Annotated in this window: 22 protein-coding genes and 1 tRNA gene; 12 read left to right on the forward strand and 11 right to left on the reverse strand. The window is 67.3% G+C overall.

From position 1 onward, the window contains the following. Positions 1-39 precede the first annotated feature (39 nt). Together FR943_RS12715 and FR943_RS12720 are read right to left on the reverse strand one after the other, a co-directional pair. Positions 40-465, reverse strand: coding sequence for a PPOX class F420-dependent oxidoreductase (locus FR943_RS12715; RefSeq protein ID WP_217157518.1), 426 nt, complete (start codon positions 463-465; stop codon positions 40-42). Positions 466-493: 28 nt separating this feature from the next. Further along, on the reverse strand, positions 494-1,240 hold the full coding sequence (locus FR943_RS12720) for a Clp protease N-terminal domain-containing protein (RefSeq protein ID WP_217157521.1): 747 nt from the start codon (positions 1,238-1,240) through the stop codon (positions 494-496). Between the two features lie 128 nt (positions 1,241-1,368). Between FR943_RS12720 and FR943_RS12725 the strand changes: the two genes are divergently transcribed. Continuing rightward, a complete protein-coding gene (locus tag FR943_RS12725; RefSeq protein WP_217158213.1) occupies positions 1,369-2,712 on the forward strand; it encodes a sensor histidine kinase in 1,344 nt (447 codons plus the stop codon). 1 nt (position 2,713) lies between these two features. On the opposite strand, the gene FR943_RS12730 is transcribed toward FR943_RS12725, so the two are convergent. From FR943_RS12730 to FR943_RS12740, 3 genes are all read right to left on the reverse strand, one after another. Further along, complete coding sequence (locus tag FR943_RS12730; RefSeq protein ID WP_217157523.1) at positions 2,714-3,085, reverse strand: ArsR/SmtB family transcription factor; 372 nt, start codon at positions 3,083-3,085, stop codon at positions 2,714-2,716. Further along, a complete protein-coding gene (locus FR943_RS12735) occupies positions 3,030-4,307 on the reverse strand; it encodes an MFS transporter (RefSeq protein ID WP_308170534.1) in 1,278 nt (425 codons plus the stop codon). Before FR943_RS12735 ends, FR943_RS12730 begins: the two co-directional genes overlap by 56 nt. Positions 4,308-4,375: 68 nt before the next feature. Beyond that, positions 4,376-5,035 (reverse strand): FadR/GntR family transcriptional regulator, encoded by a 660-nt coding sequence (locus FR943_RS12740; protein ID WP_217157525.1) that lies wholly within the window; start codon positions 5,033-5,035, stop codon positions 4,376-4,378. Between the two features lie 47 nt (positions 5,036-5,082). Here FR943_RS12740 and FR943_RS12745 point away from each other — a divergent pair, with 47 nt between their 5' ends. Further along, complete coding sequence (locus FR943_RS12745) at positions 5,083-6,336, forward strand: CynX/NimT family MFS transporter (protein WP_217157528.1); 1,254 nt, start codon at positions 5,083-5,085, stop codon at positions 6,334-6,336. Between the two features lie 81 nt (positions 6,337-6,417). Next, positions 6,418-7,572 carry a TDT family transporter gene (locus FR943_RS12750; protein WP_217158216.1) on the forward strand — a complete coding sequence of 385 codons (1,155 nt, stop codon included), beginning with the start codon at positions 6,418-6,420 and terminating at the stop codon, positions 7,570-7,572. Between the two features lie 12 nt (positions 7,573-7,584). Here the strand turns inward: FR943_RS12750 and FR943_RS12755 are convergent, their stop codons facing one another. Continuing rightward, positions 7,585-8,529, reverse strand: coding sequence for a LysR family transcriptional regulator (locus tag FR943_RS12755; RefSeq protein ID WP_217157530.1), 945 nt, complete (start codon positions 8,527-8,529; stop codon positions 7,585-7,587). A gap of 267 nt (positions 8,530-8,796) precedes the next feature. Here FR943_RS12755 and FR943_RS12760 point away from each other — a divergent pair, with 267 nt between their 5' ends. Beyond that, positions 8,797-9,855 carry a 3-deoxy-7-phosphoheptulonate synthase gene (locus FR943_RS12760; RefSeq protein WP_217157532.1) on the forward strand — a complete coding sequence of 353 codons (1,059 nt, stop codon included), beginning with the start codon at positions 8,797-8,799 and terminating at the stop codon, positions 9,853-9,855. Here the strand turns inward: FR943_RS12760 and FR943_RS12765 are convergent. The 4 genes from FR943_RS12765 to FR943_RS12780 form a co-directional block, all read right to left on the reverse strand. Beyond that, complete coding sequence (locus tag FR943_RS12765; RefSeq protein WP_217157534.1) at positions 9,852-10,667, reverse strand: hypothetical protein; 816 nt, start codon at positions 10,665-10,667, stop codon at positions 9,852-9,854. The two genes, FR943_RS12760 and FR943_RS12765, sit on opposite strands and share 4 nt — an antisense overlap. Positions 10,668-10,803: 136 nt before the next feature. Then, positions 10,804-12,384: a PPE family protein gene (locus tag FR943_RS12770; protein WP_217157536.1), complete on the reverse strand. Its 1,581-nt coding sequence runs from the start codon at positions 12,382-12,384 to the stop codon at positions 10,804-10,806. A gap of 198 nt (positions 12,385-12,582) precedes the next feature. Then, the gene (locus tag FR943_RS12775; protein WP_217157538.1) at positions 12,583-13,239 is read right to left on the reverse strand and encodes a biliverdin-producing heme oxygenase; all 657 of its coding nucleotides are present in this window, start codon (positions 13,237-13,239) and stop codon (positions 12,583-12,585) included. Positions 13,240-13,346: 107 nt separating this feature from the next. Further along, on the reverse strand, positions 13,347-13,919 hold the full coding sequence (locus tag FR943_RS12780; protein WP_217157540.1) for a TetR/AcrR family transcriptional regulator: 573 nt from the start codon (positions 13,917-13,919) through the stop codon (positions 13,347-13,349). Positions 13,920-14,093: 174 nt separating this feature from the next. Between FR943_RS12780 and FR943_RS12785 the strand changes: the two genes are divergently transcribed. Next, positions 14,094-16,532 carry a M4 family metallopeptidase gene (locus tag FR943_RS12785; protein ID WP_217157542.1) on the forward strand — a complete coding sequence of 813 codons (2,439 nt, stop codon included), beginning with the start codon at positions 14,094-14,096 and terminating at the stop codon, positions 16,530-16,532. 7 nt (positions 16,533-16,539) lie between these two features. Here FR943_RS12785 and FR943_RS12790 read toward each other — a convergent pair. After that, positions 16,540-16,612 (reverse strand) — tRNA-Gly (locus FR943_RS12790). A 171-nt stretch (positions 16,613-16,783) separates the two neighbouring features. Here FR943_RS12790 and FR943_RS26670 point away from each other — a divergent pair. The 7 genes from FR943_RS26670 (at position 16,784) to FR943_RS12820 (ending at position 22,626) form a co-directional block, all read left to right on the forward strand. Continuing rightward, the gene (locus FR943_RS26670; protein WP_217157544.1) at positions 16,784-18,460 is read left to right on the forward strand and encodes a serine/threonine-protein kinase; all 1,677 of its coding nucleotides are present in this window, start codon (positions 16,784-16,786) and stop codon (positions 18,458-18,460) included. A 332-nt stretch (positions 18,461-18,792) separates the two neighbouring features. Next, a complete protein-coding gene (locus tag FR943_RS12800; RefSeq protein WP_217158217.1) occupies positions 18,793-19,962 on the forward strand; it encodes a tyrosine-type recombinase/integrase in 1,170 nt (389 codons plus the stop codon). Further along, positions 19,959-20,420, forward strand: a complete 462-nt coding sequence (locus tag FR943_RS12805) for a hypothetical protein (RefSeq protein ID WP_217157546.1) — start codon at positions 19,959-19,961, stop codon at positions 20,418-20,420. Before FR943_RS12800 ends, FR943_RS12805 begins: the two co-directional genes overlap by 4 nt. A 169-nt stretch (positions 20,421-20,589) precedes the next feature. Next, complete coding sequence (locus FR943_RS12810; protein WP_217158218.1) at positions 20,590-20,748, forward strand: excisionase family DNA-binding protein; 159 nt, start codon at positions 20,590-20,592, stop codon at positions 20,746-20,748. Next, positions 20,748-21,020, forward strand: a complete 273-nt coding sequence (locus tag FR943_RS26410; RefSeq protein ID WP_246584974.1) for a DUF6011 domain-containing protein — start codon at positions 20,748-20,750, stop codon at positions 21,018-21,020. The genes FR943_RS12810 and FR943_RS26410 overlap by 1 nt, the downstream gene beginning before the upstream one ends. 23 nt (positions 21,021-21,043) lie before the next feature. Next, on the forward strand, positions 21,044-21,442 hold the full coding sequence (locus tag FR943_RS12815; protein ID WP_308170536.1) for a DUF2742 domain-containing protein: 399 nt from the start codon (positions 21,044-21,046) through the stop codon (positions 21,440-21,442). Next, complete coding sequence (locus tag FR943_RS12820; protein WP_217157551.1) at positions 21,439-22,626, forward strand: AAA family ATPase; 1,188 nt, start codon at positions 21,439-21,441, stop codon at positions 22,624-22,626. The genes FR943_RS12815 and FR943_RS12820 overlap by 4 nt, the downstream gene beginning before the upstream one ends. The last annotated feature ends 84 nt before the right edge of the window (positions 22,627-22,710 follow it).

The following is a 22,710-nucleotide window of genomic DNA, read 5'->3' on the forward strand; positions in this document are numbered from 1 at the left end:
CAGTCTCGCACAAACTGAAACGTGTTACAGACGGTTGGGTCAGGACACCCAGGGCCCCACGCCGCCTACCTTGTCGATCCGGATCCTGGTGAGCCAGCCGGGCGGGGCGTCCTTGGGTGGGAACGGGGTATCCGGTGCGGCCAAGGTTTGCGCCAGCTCCTTGAGCAGCTCCGGCGCGCCGCCCTCGACGACGCGTGCGGTGCCGGTGATCGCCAGATATGGCCGCATCGCCTTGCCGACGCTCTCCGGGTCGAGGATCGTGACGGCCACCCGCGGATCGCGGCGGATGTTGCGGACCTTCTGATGTTCGGCCAGGTGCGCGGTGACCAGTTCGTCTCCGTCGGGGGTGGATTGCATCGCCATCCAGACCAGCGTGGCTTGGGGGCTGCCGTCGGGGTTCACCGTGACGAGGGTGGCGTCGGCGCCCGCGCCGATCAACTGGCGCGCGACATCGTTGAGTTTCACCCTCGGTTCTACGGTGCGGTGGCCGGTTTCATTCCCCGGCGCCGGCCTGGTCTGTGGCCGCGAACGGTGCCAGCGCAGCGGCGAGGTCGGTCTCGAACCGCACCGGATCGGCCCCGAGCCGGTGCAGCGGGCCGTCGTCGGCCTCGGCCTCGACCAGGGCGAGCAGGATGTGTTCGGTGCCGATGTAGTTGTGGCCGAGCCGAAGTGCTTGGCGGAAGGTCAGTTCCAGTGCCTTCTTGGCGCCCGGGTTGAACGGGATCAGCGCCGGGACGGCCTCGGCAGGCGGCGGCAGGGTGATGGCGGCACGGGCGGTCTCGGCGGTGATACCCTGGCCGACAAGGAGTTTGGCGGCCAGGCCGTCGGGCTCGGCGAACAGGGCCAGCAGCAGGTGGTCGGGGGAGATCTCGTCGTTGCCTGCGGCGTGCGCGGTGTTCTGGGACACCACGATGACGTTGCGGGCCCGCGGGGTGAAGCGGCCGAATCCGGTGCTGGGGTCGAGAGTGGCCGGGTCGAAATCGGGAACTTTCGGCACGAACCGTTTCTGGGCGGCTTGTTTGGTGACGCCCATGGCCTTGCCGATGTCGGTCCAGGAGGCCCCGGAGCGGCGGGCCTGGTCGACGAAATGTCCGATCAGGTGGTCGGCGATATCGCCGAGGGCGTCGGCGGCGATGACCGCGTCGATGAGCTGCTCGAGGGGTTCGGTGTGGGCTTTCTTGATGGCACCGATGAGGTCGTCGAGGCGGACCGGGTTGGTGAGGGTGACGGGTTGGGTCATACGTCAACTCTAGGTTGACGCGAGGGCATCGTCAACCAAGAGTTGACGATGTCGGATCGGGCAAGATGACGCCGGTGAGCTTCGAAGAGCGCGTCCTGGGACTGCTGCGGCCGGTGCTGCGGCCGGTGATGCGCGTGCTGTCGTTGCGCACCATCGTCATCGTCGGTGCGCTGTCGGTCGTGGTCACCGTCATCACGCTGGGAACCTGGGTGTGGCTCGGGGTCACCAACGACCAGTACAGCCAGCTCGACCGGCGGCTGGATTCGCTGAGCAGCCTGGGTGATGTCAGCACGCTGCTCACCGCGACGAAACCGGGCTCGGCCGACGCGACCTTGCACGACGATGGCGGACTGGTGCGTACCGCCCACATCGGCGGGGTCAGTGTCTCGGTGCCGAGTGACATCGTGTTGCCGCGGCTGGAGAACGGCTACGCCAACACCACGATCGACGGCGTGGAGTACCGGGTGCGCACCTTCACGGCAGGTCCGGCGACGATCGCCCTGGGTGCACCGCTGGCGGAGACTCAGCGCCGGATCGACGAACTGCACCTGCGGGTGCTGCTGATCTGTGGCGGCGTCATCGGCAGCACCGTCGTGGTGGGCTGGATGATCTCACTGGTGATGATCACCCCGTTCCGGCTGCTGGCCCAGCAGGCGCGGGCCATCAACGCCCAGTCGAAACCTGACGAGGTGCAGGTGCGTGGTGTGCGCGAGGCCGTGGAGATCGCCGAGGCGGTCGAGGGCATGCTGGCGCGGATCGGCAATGAGCAGGAACGCACCAAGGCCGCGTTGGAATCGGCCCGCGATTTCGCCGCGGCGGCTTCTCATGAACTGCGCACCCCGCTGACCGCGATGCGCACCAACCTGGAGGTGCTGTCCACCCTGGACATGACCGCCGAGCAACGCCAGGAGGTGATCGGGGATGTCATGCGCACGCAGAGTCGTATCGAGGGCACCCTGACCGCGCTGGAGCGCTTGGCGCAGGGGGAGCTCACCACGGTCGAGGATTTCGTGCCGATGGATGTCACCGAGTTGCTCGACCGCGCTGCCCACGATGCGCTGCACACCTACCCCGGCCTGCGGGCCACCCTGATGCCCTCGCCCACGGTGTTGATGCTGGGCATGCCCGCCGGGCTGCGCCTGGTGATCGACAACGCCATCGCCAACGCCGTCAAGCACGGTGGTGCCACCGAAATCCGGCTCAGCGCAGTAAGTTCCGCCGATGACGTGCAGATCGTGGTGGACGACAACGGTTCCGGGGTGCCCGAGGTGGAGCGGGCCGAGGTGTTCGAACGGTTCGCCCGCGGATCCACCGCATCCCGTTCGGGTTCCGGGCTCGGGCTGGCCCTGGTGGCGCAGCAGGCCGAATTGCACGGTGGCACTGCGTCACTGGGGGAGAGCCCGCTCGGGGGCGCGCGGTTGCTGCTGCGGCTGCCGTTGACCCGGCCGCGGGTGGACGAGGCGCCGTTCTGAGTCAGGGGTGCGACGGCTCCCCGGTCACCTGGTGGTCGGCGTGGTTGAGCCCCTCCTGGACCAGGCGGCTCAGGTGTCCGTCGCGCAGCCGGTAGTACACCCGCCGGCCATCTTTTCGGGTGTCCACCATGCGGGCGAACCGCAGCTTGGCCAGGTGTTGACTGATCGAGGTACGGGAGGCGCCGGTGTTCTCGGCCAGCGCCGTGACGTCGGCTTCGCCCTGGGCCAACAGCCACAGCAGGTGCAGCCGCGTCCGGTCGGACAACATCCGGAACGTTTCGCTGGCGATGTCGAGCCGTGCCTGATCCGGCGTGAGGTCATGGACCAGGCTGTCCTGCGACCGTGACGAAGGGTTTCCGGGCGGTACTGCCATGGAACTCCCTTCCGGGGCGCGGCCACACATTCACTGCAACCAGTGTCGCGAGTGTAGCCAGTGCGGCCAGGCACAGGGCGGCAACGGCTTGGCCGAGCGTGGCGCCGATCCAACCGGCCACCGGGTAGGTGAGCAGAAAGCCGGCATGAGACAGCGAAAACTGTGCCGAGAAGACTTCGGAGCGGTCCCCGGCGGTGGAGTTTCGGCGCAGCAGCCGCGGCGCCGGCATGCTGACCATCGCCGTCCCCACACCCAGGGCCGGCCACAGCGCTGCCAGCGCGATCCACCCGGTGAGCCCGTTCGGTGCGGCAGCCAGGAAAAGCGCTGTCGCACTCAGCCCCGCGGCGCATGTCACTGCACCGGCGAGCATCACCGTCCGGTCCGAGGTGATCAGCAGAATTCGTGGGGCACCGAGGGCGGCCAGCAAGGACCCTCCGCCGTAGCAGGCCAATGCGACGGCCAAGCCCGTTTCTCCGGCCCCGAGCAGGTCGCCCACGTACACCACGGTGTTGACCATCACGAGCCCGGTCGCCGCGGCGACCACCAGGTTCAACGCCAGCAGCGCGCGTAAGTCGGCTGCCGACCACATGATCCGGGCCCCGCGCCAGACCCGATCCCGAAATGGTTGCGGCCGTGTCCTTTCCGGTGCTCCTGGTAGCCGTACCGAGAGGATCGCCGTGGCCGAGGACAGGAATCCGGCAACGGTTCCCAGGAACAAGGCGGGGTAGTCGAGCACGGTGAGCAGGGCCGCGGCCAGCACCGGGCTGGCCAGCGACTCCAGGTCGTAGGCCATGCGCGACAGTGACAGCGCCTGGGTGTAGGTGTGCTCGTCGCTCAGGGTCGCGGCGATCACGGACTGGAAGGCGGGCGTGAACGTGGCCGAGGCCGCTTGCAGAACGAAGACCAAAAGGTAGATCTGCCACACAGATTCGACGAATGGCAGAGCCAGGGCGACTGCGGCACGCAGCACGTCGGTGGCGATGAGCAGCGCCCGGGCCGGCACGCGTACGGTCGCCGCGGCCATCAGGGGTGCGACGAATACGTAGGCCGCCATCTTGATCGTCAGGGCTGTTCCCAGCACGGTCCCGGCGTTTCTGCCGGCCATGTCGTGGGCCAGCAGTCCAAGCGCCACGGTGAGCAGGCCGGTGCCGAGCAGCGCCACGACTTGGGCGCTGTACAGGCGTTGGAACGCAGGATCGTGCAGTGGGTGGACGCTCGTCACACCGACAGTATGTCAATTAGTGCGCAGTTGCGCACATATTGTTTGCGACTTGGTGGGGTTGGCGACCCTCAGCAGTCCTGTGCCGGCCGGGCGAGCAGTTCGTCGAGGAAACCGGCTGCCTCGCGTCCGGCGCGCTCCACATCGCCGGCGGCAATCGCCTCGATCAGTTCGTCGTGGCCGAACATCCCGCCGGGCTCGGCGCTGGCGGTCGCGACGCTGGCGGTGATCGCCTCGAGCAGGCCGCGGTAGAGCTCGATCAGGATCGGGTTGTGTGAAGCGCGCACGACGGCCAGGTGGAACTCGGTGTCGGACCGGGTGAACTGCTCATGATCGCTGGTGTCGGTGTGTGCCAGCAGGGCGCGCAGCTCGGCGAGATCCGCGTCGGTGCGCGCCGTGGCGGCCAGCCGGGCGCCTTCTACTTCGAGGCAGCGCCGCACCTGGAGCACGTCGCGCAGCTCGGACCCGCACAGCCGGCGCAGCGCCGCCGAGACCTCGCTGGTGGCTCGGACGTAGGTGCCGTCGCCCTGCCGGACTTCGAAGATGCCGTTGTGTGCCAGTGCGCGGATCGCCTCGCGCACGGTGTTGCGGCCCACGCCCAGTGCCTCGACCAGCTCGGGCTCGGTGGGAATCCGGCTGTCGACCGGCCATTCGCCGGAGGTGACCAGGGTGCGCAGCTGCTCGATGACCTGGTCGACCAGGCCCGTGCGTCGCGTTGTGGCGAGCGGCACTCAATAATCCTTTCATCCAATCATGGGATGTATGGCATCCTAGCCGGATGGGTCGGACCGCGGACAGGAAAACGCTGAACAGTTACGAGCACGAATTGGAGCTCGAGCTGGACGGCGCCGTAGAGGTCCGCCCGGCGACGATGGCGGCCGGTGGCGCGCTGCTGGTCGTGGCGGTCATCTTGACCGCACTGAACTTGCGCCCGGCGATCACCAGCATCGGACCGGTCCTCGGCGAGATGCGGGAATCGCTCGGCGCCTCGGCGGTGTGGGCCGGTGCGCTGACCACTCTGCCGGGGCTGTGCTTTGCCGCGGCGGGTCTGGCCGCGCCGTGGCTGGCGCGGCGGGTCGGATTGGGCCGGGCCATCTCGCTGGCGCTGGTGGTGCTGAGCATCGGGCTGGTCCTGCGGGTGCTCGACGGTCCGTACGTGGTGATCGGCGGGACACTGGTGGCCACCGCCGGTATCGCACTGGTCAACGTCCTCATCCCGGTGGTGATCAAGGGCTCGTTCCCGGCGCAGATCGGGCTGATGACGGGTATCTACACCGCAGCGCTGCAAGGTGGTGGGGCGCTGGGGTCGGCGATCACGCCGCCGCTGGAATCCGTGCTCGGTGGTTGGCGTGGTGCTCTCGGTTCCTGGGCCGTGGTGTCGGCCGTGGCGCTGTTGTTCTGGCTCGTCGGCGCGCGCGGAATCCGTCAGGCCGGCACGCGGGAATCGGTGGCCGACGGGTCCGGTCGGTCGCTGCTGCGCAGTCCGCTGGCCTGGACGGTCACCCTGTTCTTCGGCTGCCAGGCGTTCTTGGCCTACATCGTCATGGGGTGGTTGCCCGAGGTGTTCATCGACAGCGGGGTCGGCAAGACCGATGCCGGTCTGCTGGTGGGGTTGGTGTCGATCCTGGCCGTGCCGATCAGCCTGACGATTCCGCCACTGGCGGCCAAGCAGAAGAACCAGAGTGGCTGGATCGTGGCACTGGGCGTGATCGGGATCATCGGCATGATCGGTCTGCTCGTGGATCCTGGTGCGGCGCCGCTGGTGTGGAGTTTCTTCGTGGGGATCGGCATGAGTGTGTTCTCGCTGGCGCTCACCGTGATTGCCCTGCGGGCCCGCGATGCCGAGGACACCGCACGGCTGTCCGGCATGGTGCAGGGATTCGGTTACCTGCTGGCCGGGGTCGGTCCGTTCCTGTTCGGACTGCTGCACGACATGACCGGCAGCTGGACCGCCCCGTGGGTCATGGTGCTGGTGGTCTACCTGGTGCAGATGGTGGCGGGCGCACTGGCCGGCCGGAATCGCTACGTCTGAGCCCATCCGACTGCCTCACAACTACCACTTGTGAGGCCACAATCCTGCGGCAGCTACCGATGGCCGGTGCCGGTCACCACCATGGGTGTGGTGACCACCTACACAGCCGCCTATACGGCGCAGCGGCCGTTCCACACCGGATGGTTGGACGAATCGGACAGTGCCGGTGCGGTGTTCGTCGGCTCGGTCTTCCGGCACATCACGCCGAACTGGTTCGCCTCGGTGATGGGTACCGGCATCGTCGCGACGGCCGCCGCCACGCTGCCACTACAGCTGCCGGGCCTGCACGAATTCGCGGTGCTGGTATGGATTCTCGCCGGTGCCACGCTGGTGGTGCTGTCGGCAGCGTTTGCCACCCACTGGATTCGGTACCGTGATCAGGCGAAAGCCTATGCGGCGCACCACGTGATGGGCCAGTTCTACGGCGCTCCGGCGATGGCGCTGCTCACCGTCGGCGCGGGTGCGATGATGCTCGGGCGCGGCGTCCTCGGCCCGAGCGTGGCCGTGACGCTGGACGTGGCGCTGTGGACCGCCGGAACGGCTCTGGGCCTGGTTGTCAGCGTGTGGCTGCCGTTCGCGATGATCACCCGGGCGGATCGCCGTGACGTGGCGGTGGTGCCGGCCTGGATGATGCCGGTGGTTTCGCCGATGGTGTCGGCCTCCACCGGAGCACTGCTCCTGGCGCATCTCGGCCCCGGGCAGGCGGGAATGACGCTGCTGGTGGCCTGCTACGCCATGTTCGGACTGAGCCTGCTGGCCGGCCTGATCACCACGACGATGGTGTATTCACGGCTCATGCACGGCGGTTTCAGTGAGGTGCAGGCGATTCCGACGGTGTGGATCGTGCTGGGTGTCGTGGGGCAGTCGATCACGGCGGCGAATCTGCTGGCCGCGCATGCCGGTTCAGTCTCCTCAGATGCGGCCATGCTCTCGGCGTTGCACGCATTCGGCATCGTCTACGGCTTGGTGATGGGCGGTTTCGGGGCGTTCGTGTTCTGCCTCGCAGCGGCGCTGACGGTGCACGCGGCGCGGCGCGGATTGTCGTTCAGCCTGACCTGGTGGAGTTTCACCTTCCCGGTGGGGACCTGCGTCACGGGTGCGTCCGCGTTGGCGGCGGCCACCGGCGCGGTGGTCGTCTCCTGGCTTGCGGTGGCGTTGTACGTGCTGCTGCTCGGGGCCTGGGCGACCGTGGCCGCCAACACCATCCGCCGGATGCGCCCTCTCCTGCGCGGCTGAACCCGGTGGCACTCACGCCCGACGTTGATGCGCGGCGATATGGGCGAGGAGATCGCGGACCGCCCCGGCCGGCGGGGTGCGACCGCCTGACCAGATGGCACGCAGTTCGCGCCGCAGGTCCAGTCCGGCGACGGGCACCTCATGTAAGCGGCCGAGGGTGAGATCGTCGTCGACGGCCAGCCGGCTCATCACGGCCGGCCCGGCGCCGGCGAGAACCGCGGCGCGCATCGCGGCCGCCGAGGACAATTCGATGGCCGGCTCGGACTGGGGGCTCGACGGACCCACTGCGGCGCGCAGCGCGGCGCTGAGGGATTCCCTTGTGCCCGAGCCGGTCTCGCGTGACACCAACGCTATCTTGTTGAGCTCGGCGGGGCTGATCGGAGTGGATCGGTGGGCCCACTTGTGATCCGGAGGTACCACGGTGACCAGTTCATCGTGGGCGATCGTCCGACTGTGCAGTCCGCGTGGCGTGCCGGGGCTTTCGATGAAGCCGAGGTCGGCGGATCCGTCGAGCACCGCGGCGATCACCTGGTCGCTGTTGGCTGAGGTGAGGATGACCTGGGGTGCGGCGGCGTCCCGGCGGGCGGCCTCGGCCTGCAGCGAGACGAGCCATCTTGGCATCAGTTGCTCTGCGATGGTCAGGCTGGCCGCGACGGTGACGCGGCTGCGGCTCTCGCTGCGCATCGCGGCCAGGCCGGCATCGACCCGGTGCGCGACGTCGAGCAACTGGCCGGCCCATTCGGCGACGACGGCGCCGGCCGCGGTCAGCCGCGACCCCCGGGGGCTGCGCTGCACCAGCCGTACCCCGGTCTGGGATTCGATGGCCGCCAGCCGCGAGGACACCGCCTGCTGAGTGAGACCCAGCTCACGCCCGGCGGCGCCCAGGCTGCCGGTGCGCGCGATGGCCAGCAGCACTTCGAACGCTGCCAGCTCGGGCATCCGGGTGCTCAGCGGCATGCCCAGGATGGTAGATCGCGGTCACAAGGGCCGCTTGTGAACGGCCGGTTGGAGTATCGCGGCGGCGGTGGTGTAGCCTGGCCGACGTGACTATCGGTGTGTGTGCCGGCTATTGGCGCTTTATCGAGGCTCCGGGCGGAGCCGATAAAGCGCAGCACTAAGCACGCATCCACCCGGAGCCCAGGCAGTGACCATCGGTCGCTGCCTTTCGTCATTACAGGGCGCCGGACTTTTTCAGGTGCCCACCACCAGGAAGGCACCTGAGAAATGAATCTGGCGCAGATCGCCGACGCCCCCGCCACATCGGACCGGCGCGTCCGCAGTTTCAGCGCGATACCCAGCCCGCACGATGTGCTCACCGAATTCCCGTTGGGGCAGCGCCGCGCCGCGCGGGTGGCCCGCGACCGCGAGGAGATCGCGGACATCCTTGCCGGCCACGACGACCGGTTGCTGGTTGTGGTCGGACCCTGTTCGGTGCATGATCCGGCGGCCGCCCTGGAGTACGCGACGCGGCTGGTGAAGCTGGCCGACGAGCTCAAGGACCAACTGAAGATCGTGATGCGGGTGTACTTCGAGAAGCCGCGCACCACGATCGGCTGGAAGGGCCTGATCAACGATCCGGGCATGGACGGCACTTTCGACGTGACCCGCGGCTTGCGCGTGGCCCGTCAGCTGCTGCTCGACATCATCGACATCGGCCTGCCGGTCGGGTGTGAGTTCCTGGAGCCCACCAGCCCGCAGTACATCGCCGATGCGGTGGCCTGGGGTGCGATCGGCGCGCGGACCACCGAGTCGCAGGTGCACCGGCAGCTGGCGTCGGGTTTGTCGATGCCGGTGGGGTTCAAGAACGGTACCGACGGCAACATTCAGGTCGCCGTCGACGGAGTGAAAGCCGCTGCCGCCGAACATGTTTTCTTCGGTATGGACGATCTGGGACGTGGCGCGGTGGTGAGCACCGCGGGTAACGAGGATTGCCACGTGATCCTGCGCGGCGGCACCGACGGCCCGAACTACGGCGCCGACGCGGTGACCGAGGCGGCGGCAAAACTGGCCGGCGCGGGACTTCCCGGTCGGGTCGTGATCGACTGCAGTCACGCCAATTCCGGCAAGGACCATGTCCGTCAGGCCGCGGTGGCCGGCGAGGTGGCCCAGCTGGTGCGTGACGGGTTGCCGATCAGTGGGGTGATGCTGGAAAGCTTCCTGGTGGCCGGCGCCCAGTCACCCGAGGCGCGTCCGCTCACCTACGGGCAGTCGGTCACCGACAAGTGCATGGATTGGGACGCCACCGATCTGGTGTTGCGGGAGCTCGCCAAGCACGAGGGCTAACTACCGGTCGGCTTGCGGTACCGGCGGCTGGGGTCGCGGTCGAGCCGTGCCGGGCGATCTGGGTCGAGCTCGATCAGGACGTCGTCGCTCGCGTCGCGCGGTGCACTGAAGACGACGACGGCTGCCCCCGGCAACGGAACCCGGGAATGGTGGGCGATCATGTTAGCGGTCACCGCCCGGCGCCCGGTGGGGCTCTCGAAGGCGACGGTGACGCTGAACTGCGGGTCGTCCGCGGTCCAGCGGTCCAGGAAGTTCACGTTGCGCAGCTCGCCGGGGGACCGGACACCGTGCCGGCGCAGCGCCGCCAGTCGGTCCTGGCGGGCGCGGGTGTAGCGGATTCCGCGCCAGGCAGCGCCGGTGGCGATCGCCGCCACGGCAGTGCAGCCGATGCTTAGCAGGGCGAGGATGCCGCCGGTGGTTCCCCGCAACCAGAGTGCGGCCTCCAGTAGTCCGAAGGCCACTCCGGCCAGCGCCGTCAGGAGCGCAATCTGAGTGCCGGTGCGGTGCTGACCGAAGGTGCGGCGAGCCTCGTCGGCGAGAATATCGGTGACGATCGCGGGCGCGAACGTGGCCAGCAGCATGGCCATGAACTGCCATGGTGGCGGTGGCGGCGGATGGCTCAGCGCATGGAAACAGAACGCGGCCCAGACGGTGACCACCATCCACAAGACGAAGCTGAGCACTGCGAAAAGCCGCAGCGTTTCGGAGGGTTCGGAGACCGGCACGGTAATCCGACCGTGCTTTTCCACGGTGGAGAACCGCGGGAGTGAATATTCCCGCGAGTGCGCCTGCGGCGCGCCGTCCGCGACCATGTGGGTGCTCCTGTCTGTCGGAGTCACCAGTATCGCCGGCCCGTCGGGCCGATCGCCGGGAACGGCAGGTCGACCACGGCGATTCTCACGAATTACTCACCGCGGCAACAGGGATCGGTCAGAGACCGCCTTCGCGTCAGGTCGGTGCAGGCCCGTCGGGATCGGCCTGCCAACTGCCCGGCATCATCGGAGTGGTCGTGCCGGGACCGAAGGTGTCATCGGTCAGGGTGGTCAGCCCGGCCGGGTTGGCGATACCGGATTTCGGTGTGGTGCCGGTGAACCCGAGATCTCCGGCGGCACTGCTCGACGCGCTCGTACGGGCCGGCTCTTCGGGCGCAGGGCTACCGACATCGCCGTCGGCCGTCATGAACTCGTAGCGGTAGCCGCGATCTTTGGCGGTGCCGCCGCGGCGTTTGCGGGCCTGTGCGCGCCGGCGGTTGACAGCCGCTGCGGTCGCCGCGGACGCGGCGGACGCCCCGATGGAATCCGAGGCCGCCGCGGTGGCGCTGTGGCGCATCGTCGGGCCAAAGCCGACGCCGGGGCCACCGCCGGCGACCGCATAGATGCCGGTCTCGGCTCCGGTCGGGATCGGAGCGGGAGCAGGTGCGGGCGGCGCGGGTGCGGCCGACGGTGCGGGCGCGGCCGGGGCTCCCGCGGCCACCGTGGGTGCCGGGGAGCCGGGAGCGAGAGCGATGGCGGGGTGTTCGGCGGGTGCTGGGGCGGCGGGAGCGGGTTCCTCGACCGGTATGTCGTAATTGGGCGCGAGCCCGGCGAGCCCGGTCAGGCCGAGCAGCCCGAAGCCGCCGCCGGCTCCGGCCGCAGCGGCGTACAGCGGCGTTCCCATGAGGGCGAACACCGCCGCATAGGCGCCGAGGAAGAACACGTTCATATAGGTGCTGAACAACAATGAGGGATCGGCGAGAATCTCGCCGAGCACCTGCGGAATTCGCCAGGGCTCGAGAATGAATTCCCTGAGCTGGTCGTACATCCCGTAGAAATGCTCAGACTCCCCGGCCAGCCAGTTCCCGATCGGATCGTTTGCTTCGATCCACTCGACGAACTCCTGGTACGAACTGATCAAGTCGCTCAAGCTGAGTGACGAGGCGGTATTGGCCGCTTCCGTCTCGGCGGCGGCCTGCATCACCGTGGCCGACGCCGAACCGGCTTCCCCGACGCCCGGGAGAAGCAGCAGCGGTGCTGTCACGGCCGGTGGCGCGGATGCCACGGCCACCTCGGAGGAGGCCTGGTAGACCGTCATCGTGCCGGCGGCCTGGATCCACATCCGCATGTAATCGGCCTCGTTGACCGCAATCGGGATGGTGTTCAAGCCGAAGAAGTTGGTGGCGACGAGAACGCCGAGCGTGGTGCGGTTGGCGGCCAGTTCGGCCAGCGTCGGCATGGCGGCCAGGGCTGCGGTGTATGACGCCGCCGCGGTCTCCACCTGGGCAGCCGCGGCGGCGCTGCTCGCGCTCGCTTCGTTCAGCCAGGCCAGGTAGGGAACATGGGCGGCGGTGTAGCGGTCGGCGCTGGGCCCCTCCCACGCCTCGACCTGCACCGCGCCCATCAGTGCGCTCAATTCAGCCGCTGCCGAGGAGTACTCGGCGCTCAGTGAGCTCCAGGCCCCGGCGGCGGCCAGCAGCGGACCGGCCCCGGGGCCGCTGCTGAGCAGGGTCGAGTGCACCTCGGGCGGCACCGCCATCCACACCGGGGCGGTCACAGCGGATTCCTCGTCGAGAAGGCCGGTACGGATGACCCCGTGCCGTTGGCCAGGGGGGTGGCGATGGGGAGAATCATCGACTTTGCTCCTGGTTGAAAGGTTTGCCTAACCAAAGTTTGGCGAATTTTCGGTAGCGTAACTCAACTGATGGTGTCTGTGTAAGGCGCCTCGGCTCGACGCCCGGTCAGGGCCGGGTGATCAGCGCTGGTAGGCCGGAAGGTTCTGGGCCAGCTCGTGGAACAGGTTCTGGTTGAGACTGAAGGCCAGTTTCACCTCGTCGACCACCCGATTTATCTCGCTGTCGTCGAGGTCAAGCCCGTCGAGGGCGGCGCGGTATGCGTCCTTGTACGGCTTGGCCCGCATCGGGAATTTGTAGAACGCCAGGCCCTCGCCGTTCATGTCGAACGTGCGGTCCAAAATGCGCCCGATGGCCTGTCCGCCGGAAAGATCGCCGAGGTAGCGGGTGTAGTGGTGGGCCACCAATGCGCCGCCCCACGCCGCGTCGGCGAAACGCGCGCAATACGCACGCACCGCCGCGGAGTCGACCTCGAGATCGGCACCCGGCGCCCAGTGGGCCAGATCGGCGTCGATGGCATCGAGCCGCTCCAGCGCCGGGTCGTACACCGCACTGACCAGGGGATCGTTCTGGTGCTTGCGGACGGCGTCCTCCAGGGCCCGGTAGATCTCCCGCAGGCGCAACAGGTAGTCGATGTAGCCCTGCTCGTTGACCCGTCCATTGAGCAGCTCGGTGACAAACGAGGACTGCTCTGCCGCGTCGTGTTGGTCACTCGAATCCTGACGCATCGCCGCGGAAAGCGAACGGACGGACTCGGGCGCGACGGCGCTTGACGGCATACTCGGCTCCAATTGGTAGGCCTCAACTTTGACAGGTTGTCAGCATGATCCTGACAACCTGTCTGAAACCTAACACGGTGCCGACGGGTTCGGGAGGTTACGTCCCGTCACGCCTGCGGCGTGGCCCCCAATGCTCGCAACACGAACCGCTCGATGGTCGCCACGGGCAGGTGGCGGGGGTTGAGGCAGGCGTGCAGCAGCGACATCGTGGCGGGTTCGTCCTCGATGACGAACTGTCCGGCAGCCACTCCGGCGGTCAGGATTTCGCGCAGGACATCCTCGACCGCCAGCACGTGGTCACGGATGGCCAGCATCGTCTCGGTCGACACCGACCCGTAGAGCTGCATGCCCATCCCCATGTGGAATTCCTGGCCGGCTTCGAGCTGGTGGCGGATGTAGACCCGCAGGCGTGCCACCGGATCATCGACTTCGGACAGGGCCGCCCGCAGCCCGTCGAGGTAGCGGGTCGTCTCATGTGAGGCAAAGGCGATCACCACCGATTCCTTGTCCGGGAAGTGGTGATAGATCGCGGTCCGCCCGATGCCGGCCTCGGCGGCGAGTTTGGCCATCGTGATGGCGTCGAAGCTGTGGTCGACCATCAACGTGGCGAAAGCCTCGAAAATGCGCTGTTGGACCAGCTCGCGGTGTTCTTCGACCGATGAGGCACTGATCCTGGGCACGCCCGACTCTAACGCCCCACACAGAATCCGAACCTGGGAGTCCGCACCATGCGCGACACGACGGGTTCGCCGTAACACCTGGGCAAACACTGACGTAGCTGATAATTTCCTGCTGCACGGCATGAGGCACGGGACATTCGAGCTCCGGCCAACAGGTAGGAACCGGGGGTCCACATGGCTCGGCATCGTCGTCACCGCACACATCCGGTGGTGCACTGGCTGCGCGTCGGCGCGGTGGCCGCCGGCGTCGGCGCCGCCCTGAGTACCGGTTCGGCGATCGCATCGGCGGCTCCCTCGGAGACCGCTGGAGCCCGGACGCATGCCGACGGCGCGACCGCGACCACCGGAGCCGACGCGCATCCGGATTCGCGGCACCGTCGACACCGCGACGACACCCGGGCCACCGCCACCGACACCGACGCCGTGTCGCGGGTGCGTAACCGGCCGGTCCGGGTGCGCCGTTCGGCCGAGGAGGGCGTCGTCGCGTCGCGGCACACCCGCGTGAGCACATCCGAGGCGACCTCGCCGGAGGAGCACACCACCAAGAAAAAGCCCGCCCGCGCCACCACATCCGCGCCTCGGCCGACGCTGACCGCGGCCAGATCCGAGACCGTGACCCGGTCCGTGCCCAGCACCCCCGACGTTGAACCGGCGGCGCAGACGACCCCGATCCTGCAACCGGCTGTGCCGACCGTCGAACCGGTCCCAGCCGTGCATCCGGTGGTGCGGTCGGTGCGCGAACCCGCGCCCGCGCAGGCGGTGATTCGCCGCGCCATTCGCACCCTGGAGTCGCGACTCGGTCTGGCGCCGACCGGCATACCGTCGCCCGCGGTTCCGGTCAGCGACGTCGTCGCGTCGATGTGGGTGGCCCTGCGTGAGGCCGGATATCAGCGGGCCCGAACCGCTGAGCCGGCCACCGTCATCGGCGCCGCACCGCCGAGCGGCGCGGGCACCTCGCTCGCGGAGATGACCGGCCGCGACGGCGTCACGGCCAGCGTGAACGACGACGGCACCCTGCGCATCGTGGGCGGAACATTCACCGATGCCACGGTCGAGGACACCGATGGCGCGGCCCGGGTGGTGAACAGCATGGCCGGATTGATCGGCGCCCCAGCCGGATTCGCCGACCCCGACGACATCACCGTGCAGCAGGTCGACACGGCCGGTGGCTACTCCCGGACCATCTATCGCGTGCACCACCGCGTCGACGGCATCGATGTGGTCGGCAGTGACGTCGTGCTGGTGACCGACTCGGCCGGCAATGTCACCGGTCTGTACAACTACTACGACGCCCGCGCCGACGCGGTGAACACCACTGCCAGTCGCCGTGTCGACACCGAAATCGAGGCTGCTGCAACGGCTCTGGCCGCATATACCGGTACGTCGAATTCGCCCCTGCACGGCCTCGTGGTGGCGCCGCTGATCGCCGCCGGCGTGGTGCGACCCGAGTTGCTGATCGATGCCACCGACGACGCAGCCGGGCCGCAACTGGTGTGGAAAGTTTCGATCGTGCCGCCCGCCTCGGACATCACCGGTGCGTCGACGCTGAATCCCGGTTCGACGTACTACATCTCGGCCGGTGGCGCCGATGCCGGTGGGGTGACGCGGACCACCTCGAATGCCCAGCCGCTGACCATCGGGTCGGCGGCAGTCACCACGGCGGCCGATGTGCTGGGCAACAGCCGTGACATCGACATCACCCGACTGTCGCTGGTGATCTTCAACCTGGACAGCCTCAACGACGTCGAGCGTGAGATCTCGACCTACCAGACGACCTACCTGCTCTTTTTCCTCGGCCCACCGCAGACTCCCGGCATCCCGGTGTTCCGTGGGCTCTTCGGCTGGGATGCGTCGGCGGTCTCGGCGCATGCCAACATGGCCGCCGTCTACGACTACTACAACACCACGCTCGGCGTGACGTCCTTCGACGACGATGGCGCCCCGATCGTGCTCAGCACCCACTACAACCCGCACGAAACGGCGGCCGACTACACCGGCGGCTACAAGAATGCGTTCTGGGATTCGGCCACTCAGCAGTTCGCGTTCGGCGACACCGGCGACTTCGCGGCCGCGCTCGACATCGTCGGTCACGAGTACACCCATGCCGTGTTGGAACACCAGGGCGGCGTCCTCGACTACGGGGAGCCCGGCGCCCTCAACGAGGCCTATGCCGACATCATGGGGGTGCTCATCGAGGGCAAGGAGCGCGACGACGCGGGCCGATGGCTGATCGGCGAGGATTCCAGCGCAGGTGCGATCCGCAGCCTGGCCAACCCGGGAGCGATTCCCGGCTACCGCACCGACTACAACAGCCGGTACACCGGCGAGGAGGACGAGGGCGGCGAGCATTACAACAGCACCATTTTCAGCCACGCCGCGTACCGGATGATGACGGACAGCCGGACCGCGGAGGTCACCGACGAGCAGTGGGCCGCGCTGTACTACGTCTCGATGACCGTGCTCAACGACGGTGCGAAGTTTTCCGACGGACGTGACGCCATCGTGGCCACCGCCCACGATCAGGGTTTCAGCGGCGCCGAGATCGCGGCCATCGAGGATGCTTTCGACTACGTGCACATCGACGCGGGTGGCGCCGCGGTGACCTCGGTCTGACCTTCAGAGCGGATGACGGGATTCGAACCCGCGACCCTCACCTTGGCAAGGTGATGCGCTACCAACTGCGCTACATCCGCGCGCCACGAGCGAGATCGTCGCCCGTCGCGAGGCAGAACACTAGATCACCGGGGCCCGCAGACACAAATCCCCCGGCCTGACTTGCATTGTGTGCCAACGCAAGCGGCGCCGGCCAGCAAACTGTCCGATGCCGGCGGCGCACGTCGCAGCGCAGTTCGTAGGATTCCTGGATGCCGCTCAACGTCGGTGCGACGTTCGCCGTGTTCCGGATCGTTCGACTGCTGGGCTCAGGCGGGCCGGGGGAGGTGTACCTCGCTGCGCATCCCCGGCGCTCCGGACGTGAGGCGCTGAGGGTGTTGCCGGCGGATTGGTCCGACGACCCGCAGTACCGGGAACGCTTCGGCCGCGAGGCGGATCTGGCCGCCGCATTGTGGCATCCCAATATCGCCAGGGTCCGTGGTCACGGGGAGCATCACGGTCAGCTCTGGATATCGAGGGACTGCGTCGACGGCTTCGACCTCGCCGGTCTCGTCGATCAGCGCTACCCCGAGGGTCTGCCACGAGAACAGGTGGTCGGCATCGTCACCGCGATCGCCGGAGCGCTCGACTACGCGCACAAGCACGGTGTGGTGCATGGCGATGTCAAGCCGGCCAACGTCATCCTCGCCGACGTCGAGGGGGACGCGGGGCCGCGGGCCGTGCTCGTCGACCTCGGTACGGCTCGCCCGCTCGGCGACAGCAGCCGCCCTACCGGCTATGCCGCACCTGAGCAATTGGTGGGGGAGGACGTCGACGGCCGCGCCGACCAGTACGCCCTGGCCTGCACCGCCTACCACCTGTTGACCGGGAGGCAGCTGTTCGCGCACGCCAATCCCGCTGTGGAGGTCAGCCGTCACATCAACTCGAAGCCGCCGTCGTTGGCCCAAACCCGGCCCGACCTGGCCGACCTCGACCCGGTGCTGGCCAAAGCGCTCGCCAAGAACCCGGCGGACCGATTCGTCAGCTGCGGTGCTTTCGCGCACGCGCTGGCCGATGAAACCCCGATGCCCACACCGGCTTTGACGCCGTTGCCGGCCACGCCGGTACCCGAGTTCGGGATGCCCGCCACGTGGGTGCCCTTGGCGGCGCTCGGGGCGGTTGGCGTCGTTGCCGGTGTCGGAATGTGGCAGCTTTGGCCATCCCCTGACACCGTGGTCGCTGAGCAGCCGAGTGCAGCCGTGGTGCCTTCACCAGACGTGACGATCACCCCGGCGCCCAGCGGTCCGGTCTTCGACGGCCTCTACCGGCTCGACTACGACAACCCGCACGCCGCACTCAACGGCAACCCGTGGCCCGCGGCGGGCAACGACATCGCAAGCTACTGGTGGACATTCCGCTCGACCTGCACTCCCTCGGGATGTGTTGCCACGTCGACACGCATGGATGACGCCAACCCCGCCGTTGCGTATCTCGACGGCGGCGGCATGACGGCCGTGTTCCGCTTCGTCGACGATGCGTGGCAGGGGGATCCGGCGCCAGGCTCGCTGCCCTGCGAGGCGCCCATCGTCGGGCAGGCTCAGGCGATGAGTACCGCGTTGGCGTTGACGTCGCAGCCTGATGGCGGGTTGGCCGGTGTTCAGACCACCACCATCCAGTCCAATGAGTGCGGGCTGCAGGGCGCGGTGATCACGGTGCCGGTTCACGCCGCCCGGCTGGGAGACGTCCCACCGGGGAGCCCGGTCGCCGATCCGGCTGCGGTCGCGGCGCCGCCACCTGCCGGCCAACTGCCACCACCGTTGCCGCTCGGGCCACCGCTGCCTGCGCCGCCCGCGCAACCGGCGCCCCCGCCGATCGTTCCCGACCCCAGCCCGTTGGCCGGAGACGTGCCACCGGCGCCCGCTCCGCCGGGCACGCCGCCCCCGGCGTGAAGAGCTTCGGGCGCAACGCGATTCACGTTGATCAGACACGCTCTATGTGGCGGTTTGCAGCCACTATTGGCAGTAATCCGCCGCGTAAGTGTCTCGACGGCCCCAATATCCCGGGCGTGGGCAAAAAAATAGCCCCTGAGCAGGGGCTATGGTGGTGCGCGATACTGGGATTGAAGTAGGCGGAATCGGTTTCGTCGATCGTGCGTCTGACCTGTACAGAAAGGCTCTGAACTGGCGACACATCGCACAGTATCGTGTGAACCAAGCGGAGGCAAGCGGAACTTGAGATAAGCTCGATGGGCACGTATTGGGCACGGAAACCGATACTGACAATGGCCCATCGCCGGGCCGGATTGGGCACGACACCATTGGGCACGAAGCGAGACAAGCGCTCGTTCGCAACGATCCGCAAGCTTCCATCCGGCCGGTTTCAGGTTCGCTACACCGGCCCAGATGGAATCAGGCACACCGCACCCTCGACGTTCGCCGCACGCATCGACGCCGAGGCATACATCGTCGCTAAGCGCCGCGACATCGACCGCGAAGTATGGGACGCCGGTGACGACGACCGTCCCGACCCCGTCACATTCGGGACTTACGCTGCGGGCTGGCTCGCCGGCCGACAGGTTGCCGGTAGGCCGATCAAAGCGCGCACCCGCGAGCACTACGCGACCATCCTCGACGACCACCTACTACCGACGTTCGGCAACCGACAGGTCGCGGCGATCAAGCCGAAAGACGTACGCGACTGGTACGCGGCAACATTGATCGACAAACCCACGATGCGCAGCCACGCCTACAGTCTTCTGCGCACCATAATGGGCAGCGCCGTCACCGATGAGCTGATCGACGCCAACCCGTGCAGGATCACCGGAGCCGGCCGAGCGAAACGCGTCCACAAGATTCGGCCCGCGAGCATTGAGGAACTGGCAACCGTCACCCAGGAGATGCCAGACCGCCTACGTCTCATGGTCACACTGGCGTCCTGGTGCGCTCTGAGGTTCGGGGAGACTGTCGAGCTGCGCCGGTCAGACATCGACCTCAGCGACGAAGTGATCCGCATTCGCCGCGCAGCGGTACGCACCAACGGCGGCACGTTCGACGTGACGACACCTAAGAGCGACGCCGGGATCCGCGATGTGGCGATCCCGCCGCACATCATTCCCCAGATCGAGGACCATCTCGCGAAGTACGTGGGCAGTAGGCGTGATTCGCTGCTGTTCCCGAATGAGCAGGGCGACCATATACAGCCTTCAACGCTGTATCGGCACTGGTACAAAGCGCGAGAAGCTGCCGGACGTAAGGATCTGCGTTGGCACGATCTGCGGCACTCAGGTGCGGTGCTCGCTGCCGCGACCGGTGCCAGCCTCGCCGAACTGATGGCCCGCCTTGGGCACTCGACACCACAGGCCGCGATGCGCTACCAGCACGCGGCCCAGGGCCGGGATAAGCAGATCGCTGCGCTCCTGTCGAAGATCGCCGAGAATGGGGGAATGGCGTGACCAAATATGTCGTCGTCTGTTGCGCAGGCGATCCGATCGCGTATCTCGCCGACAACCGGCCCGGGGGAACCTGCGAGCTGTCATCGCCCCGCGGCAAAGGCGCGAAAGTGCATGTCGGGGGAGAGGGCGATCCCGCACCGATGGGTGTTCAAGAACTCATTGCACAATCGAGATTCAACGACGCGAGGCTGACCGAAACGCAATGGGCAGACGGTCACCTCAGTTGGACTATCAATTGCCCGCGCTGCCCCAAGCAGGCCCGTATTCGGGCAGAGTCTCTGGCATTGGTAGCCGATCGCCTGTCTGGGCAGACTCTGCTGACTGTTGAAATTCCAGACCCGGGAATCCGGGGTGAGCGACACCCAGACGTGCGTCCCGGCGCATCGACGCAGACGTGCCGGGCGCATGTTCTTCCGCTTGGCGTGTTAAATCTCATCCTGACGCAGTTGAACCGCTAAACTATCCGCAGCGTTACACGTAGCGCTAGCACCGTCTCCGGGATACCGGCCGTACGGCATCTTTCTCGATGCTGAAAGGTCGGAAATGGCTCGCGTCATCCACGAATCCCTTACGTCAGAACCCAAGGGCCCGAACAGGGCTGAGCGGCGTGCGCGCCGCTACGGGACCATGCAGGAAGCCGCCGAATACCTCGGCGTTACAGACCGCACGATCCGTCAGATGATCGCAGACGGTCGACTCACTGGCTACCGAAGCGGTAAACGCCTTGTGCGCGTTGACCTCAACGAGGTCGATGAGGCTATGCAGCCGTTCGGCGGTGCGGCCTAATGACAACTCAACGAAAAAGGCCGGCCCCGCCACAGGACCGGCCCTCTCGAAACACCACCAATGCAGCCAAGTCTACAGGCCATCGCCGACAGGACGGGTACGCCGCCCCCGACGTAGACGACCGGCTCGACGCCCAGGTGATCGCCGAGGCTGAGGCCCGCGGCTTCAAACTCGCCACCCGCTGCAGTGCATGTGGGCATTGGCTGGTGTCGGCGCCTTCGGTGGCGCTACACCTGGGGCCGGTGTGCCGCAGCAAGGCCGGTGACCGATGAACACACACGTTCACGCGCAATCGGTGTCCTGGTTCTCCGTCCACGGATGGGTAGCGCCGTACCTCGATACGGCCGGCCCGTATCCGATGATCGGCACACCGGAATGGGCCGCCCTGCCCGATGGTGATCGCCGGAAGTGGGCGGCTGCGCTTGATGCGGCGCGGCATTGGGCGTTGCGGCTGGAATGCAATCAGGAGGCCCGAGCGGAGGCGGCGAAGGCTGTTGCCGGCGGGGCGGATTGGTCCCAGGTGGCGCGAGAGATGCAGCAACTCGCCGACTTCCGTTCGGCCAATCCGTGGGCGAAGCGGGTTGTCGAACAGACCGACATCCCCGGCCGCGCCGTTGAAAGTGAGCCGAACTCACCCTCAAATGGCGCGGCTCACGGTTTCCAACCCTCGTGGGCGAAGCGGGTGGTCTCGTGACCGCACTCGTTGACCCCTACGCCGATGTACCGCCTCCTGGACACGGAGAAGAAGTTCAGACCTTGTTGTCCGGGCTACTCAATGCCGCCGACCTCGATCAAATGACATTTCCCGAGCTCACCGAGCACGTCCCCGGTCTCATTGTGGAAGGCTTCACGCTGCTTGTCGGTCCACCCAAAGTCGGTAAAAGCTGGCTCGTCGGCGACATCGCATGTGGAGCTGCCAGCGGTGGTCGAGTCCTCGCCGGCATATCCGTCAAGGCGCGTCACGTACTTCTCCTGTCGCTGGAGGACAGTCCGCGGCGACTGCAATCCCGACTCCGCAAGATCATGCGAGGGCAGCCTCTCCCCGCCAGGCTGGATGTCCTGACCGATGTCAACCCACTGGTACTCCTTGCAACCATCGCCGAATGGCTCCAGCGCCACGATGACTCGGCGCCGATGGTCATTCTGGACACCTTGGGTAAAGCGAGGCGACAGACAGCGTCCAATGCCAATCAGTACCAAGAGGACTACGGATTCGCGGGAACCATCAAGACGCTCATTGACGCGGTACCGGGCGCCGCGCTGGTGGCCGTGCACCACACCCGAAAGCAAGGCGCTGACGACTTCCTCGACACCGTGAGCGGTACGCAGGGCATCGCTGGCGCGGCTGATTCCGTGATTGTCCTGTCGCGCAAGCGCAAGAGCGATGAGGGCATCTTGTCGGTCACTGGACGCGACATTGAGGAGAACGAATACGGAGTTCGTACCGAGGGCGGCCTGTGGTCGCTGGACGGCATGGACATCCTCGACGCGGCCGCCACTGTGAACTCCAGACGGGAGCAAGCCGGCAAGGCGCGACTCGGCGACCGGTCCGCCGACGCTCTTGCGTTCGTCAACGGACGCAGCCAAACCACGCCTTCCGACCTCGCCGAACATCTCGACATCACCGGGAAGGCCGCCGGGGATCTGCTCCGGGAGTTGTTTGACCGGGACTACATCGCCAAACGGGTGCGCGGAACCTATGAGCCGAAAACCCCCGAAATCGCCGAAAGTCCCGAAACCACAGGTCAGCCGGATGACCGCCCACCAGCCAATTCGGGCAATTCGGGGGTTTCGGTACCTGGTGGGATCACCGATCGAACCACCGGGATGACAGATCGAGTCAAAGCCATCCTCAACAGCAAAGGTCAACCATCATGAAGCCCGCGAAGATCACCCGCCGCCGCACCCTGCGCGACGGCCGGCGCCTCGTACTCGCGGTCTGCCCAATCTGCCGCACCTCGC

The sequence above is a fragment of the [Mycobacterium] fortunisiensis genome (assembly GCF_019050325.1).
GTDB classification, from domain to species: Bacteria; Actinomycetota; Actinomycetes; order Mycobacteriales; family Mycobacteriaceae; genus Mycobacterium; species Mycobacterium fortunisiensis.

What these genes read in the sequence shown, in the direction of transcription:
- FR943_RS12750 (WP_217158216.1), top strand. Translation starts at nt 6,418, where the DNA reads ATGGGTGTGGTGACCACCTACACAGCCGCCTATACGGCGCAGCGGCCG.
- FR943_RS12800 (WP_217158217.1), top strand. Translation starts at nt 18,793, where the DNA reads ATGGCCCATCGCCGGGCCGGATTGGGCACGACACCATTGGGCACGAAG.
- FR943_RS12755 (WP_217157530.1), bottom strand. Translation starts at nt 8,529, where the DNA reads ATGCCGCTGAGCACCCGGATGCCCGAGCTGGCAGCGTTCGAAGTGCTG.
- FR943_RS12760 (WP_217157532.1), top strand. Translation starts at nt 8,797, where the DNA reads ATGAATCTGGCGCAGATCGCCGACGCCCCCGCCACATCGGACCGGCGC.
- FR943_RS12765 (WP_217157534.1), bottom strand. Translation starts at nt 10,667, where the DNA reads ATGGTCGCGGACGGCGCGCCGCAGGCGCACTCGCGGGAATATTCACTC.
- FR943_RS26670 (WP_217157544.1), top strand. Translation starts at nt 16,784, where the DNA reads ATGCCGCTCAACGTCGGTGCGACGTTCGCCGTGTTCCGGATCGTTCGA.
- FR943_RS12730 (WP_217157523.1), bottom strand. Translation starts at nt 3,085, where the DNA reads ATGGCAGTACCGCCCGGAAACCCTTCGTCACGGTCGCAGGACAGCCTG.
- FR943_RS12725 (WP_217158213.1), top strand. Translation starts at nt 1,369, where the DNA reads ATGCGCGTGCTGTCGTTGCGCACCATCGTCATCGTCGGTGCGCTGTCG.
- FR943_RS12785 (WP_217157542.1), top strand. Translation starts at nt 14,094, where the DNA reads ATGGCTCGGCATCGTCGTCACCGCACACATCCGGTGGTGCACTGGCTG.
- FR943_RS12775 (WP_217157538.1), bottom strand. Translation starts at nt 13,239, where the DNA reads ATGCCGTCAAGCGCCGTCGCGCCCGAGTCCGTCCGTTCGCTTTCCGCG.
- FR943_RS12745 (WP_217157528.1), top strand. Translation starts at nt 5,083, where the DNA reads ATGGGTCGGACCGCGGACAGGAAAACGCTGAACAGTTACGAGCACGAA.
- FR943_RS12720 (WP_217157521.1), bottom strand. Translation starts at nt 1,240, where the DNA reads ATGACCCAACCCGTCACCCTCACCAACCCGGTCCGCCTCGACGACCTC.
- FR943_RS12810 (WP_217158218.1), top strand. Translation starts at nt 20,590, where the DNA reads ATGCAGGAAGCCGCCGAATACCTCGGCGTTACAGACCGCACGATCCGT.
- FR943_RS26410 (WP_246584974.1), top strand. Translation starts at nt 20,748, where the DNA reads ATGACAACTCAACGAAAAAGGCCGGCCCCGCCACAGGACCGGCCCTCT.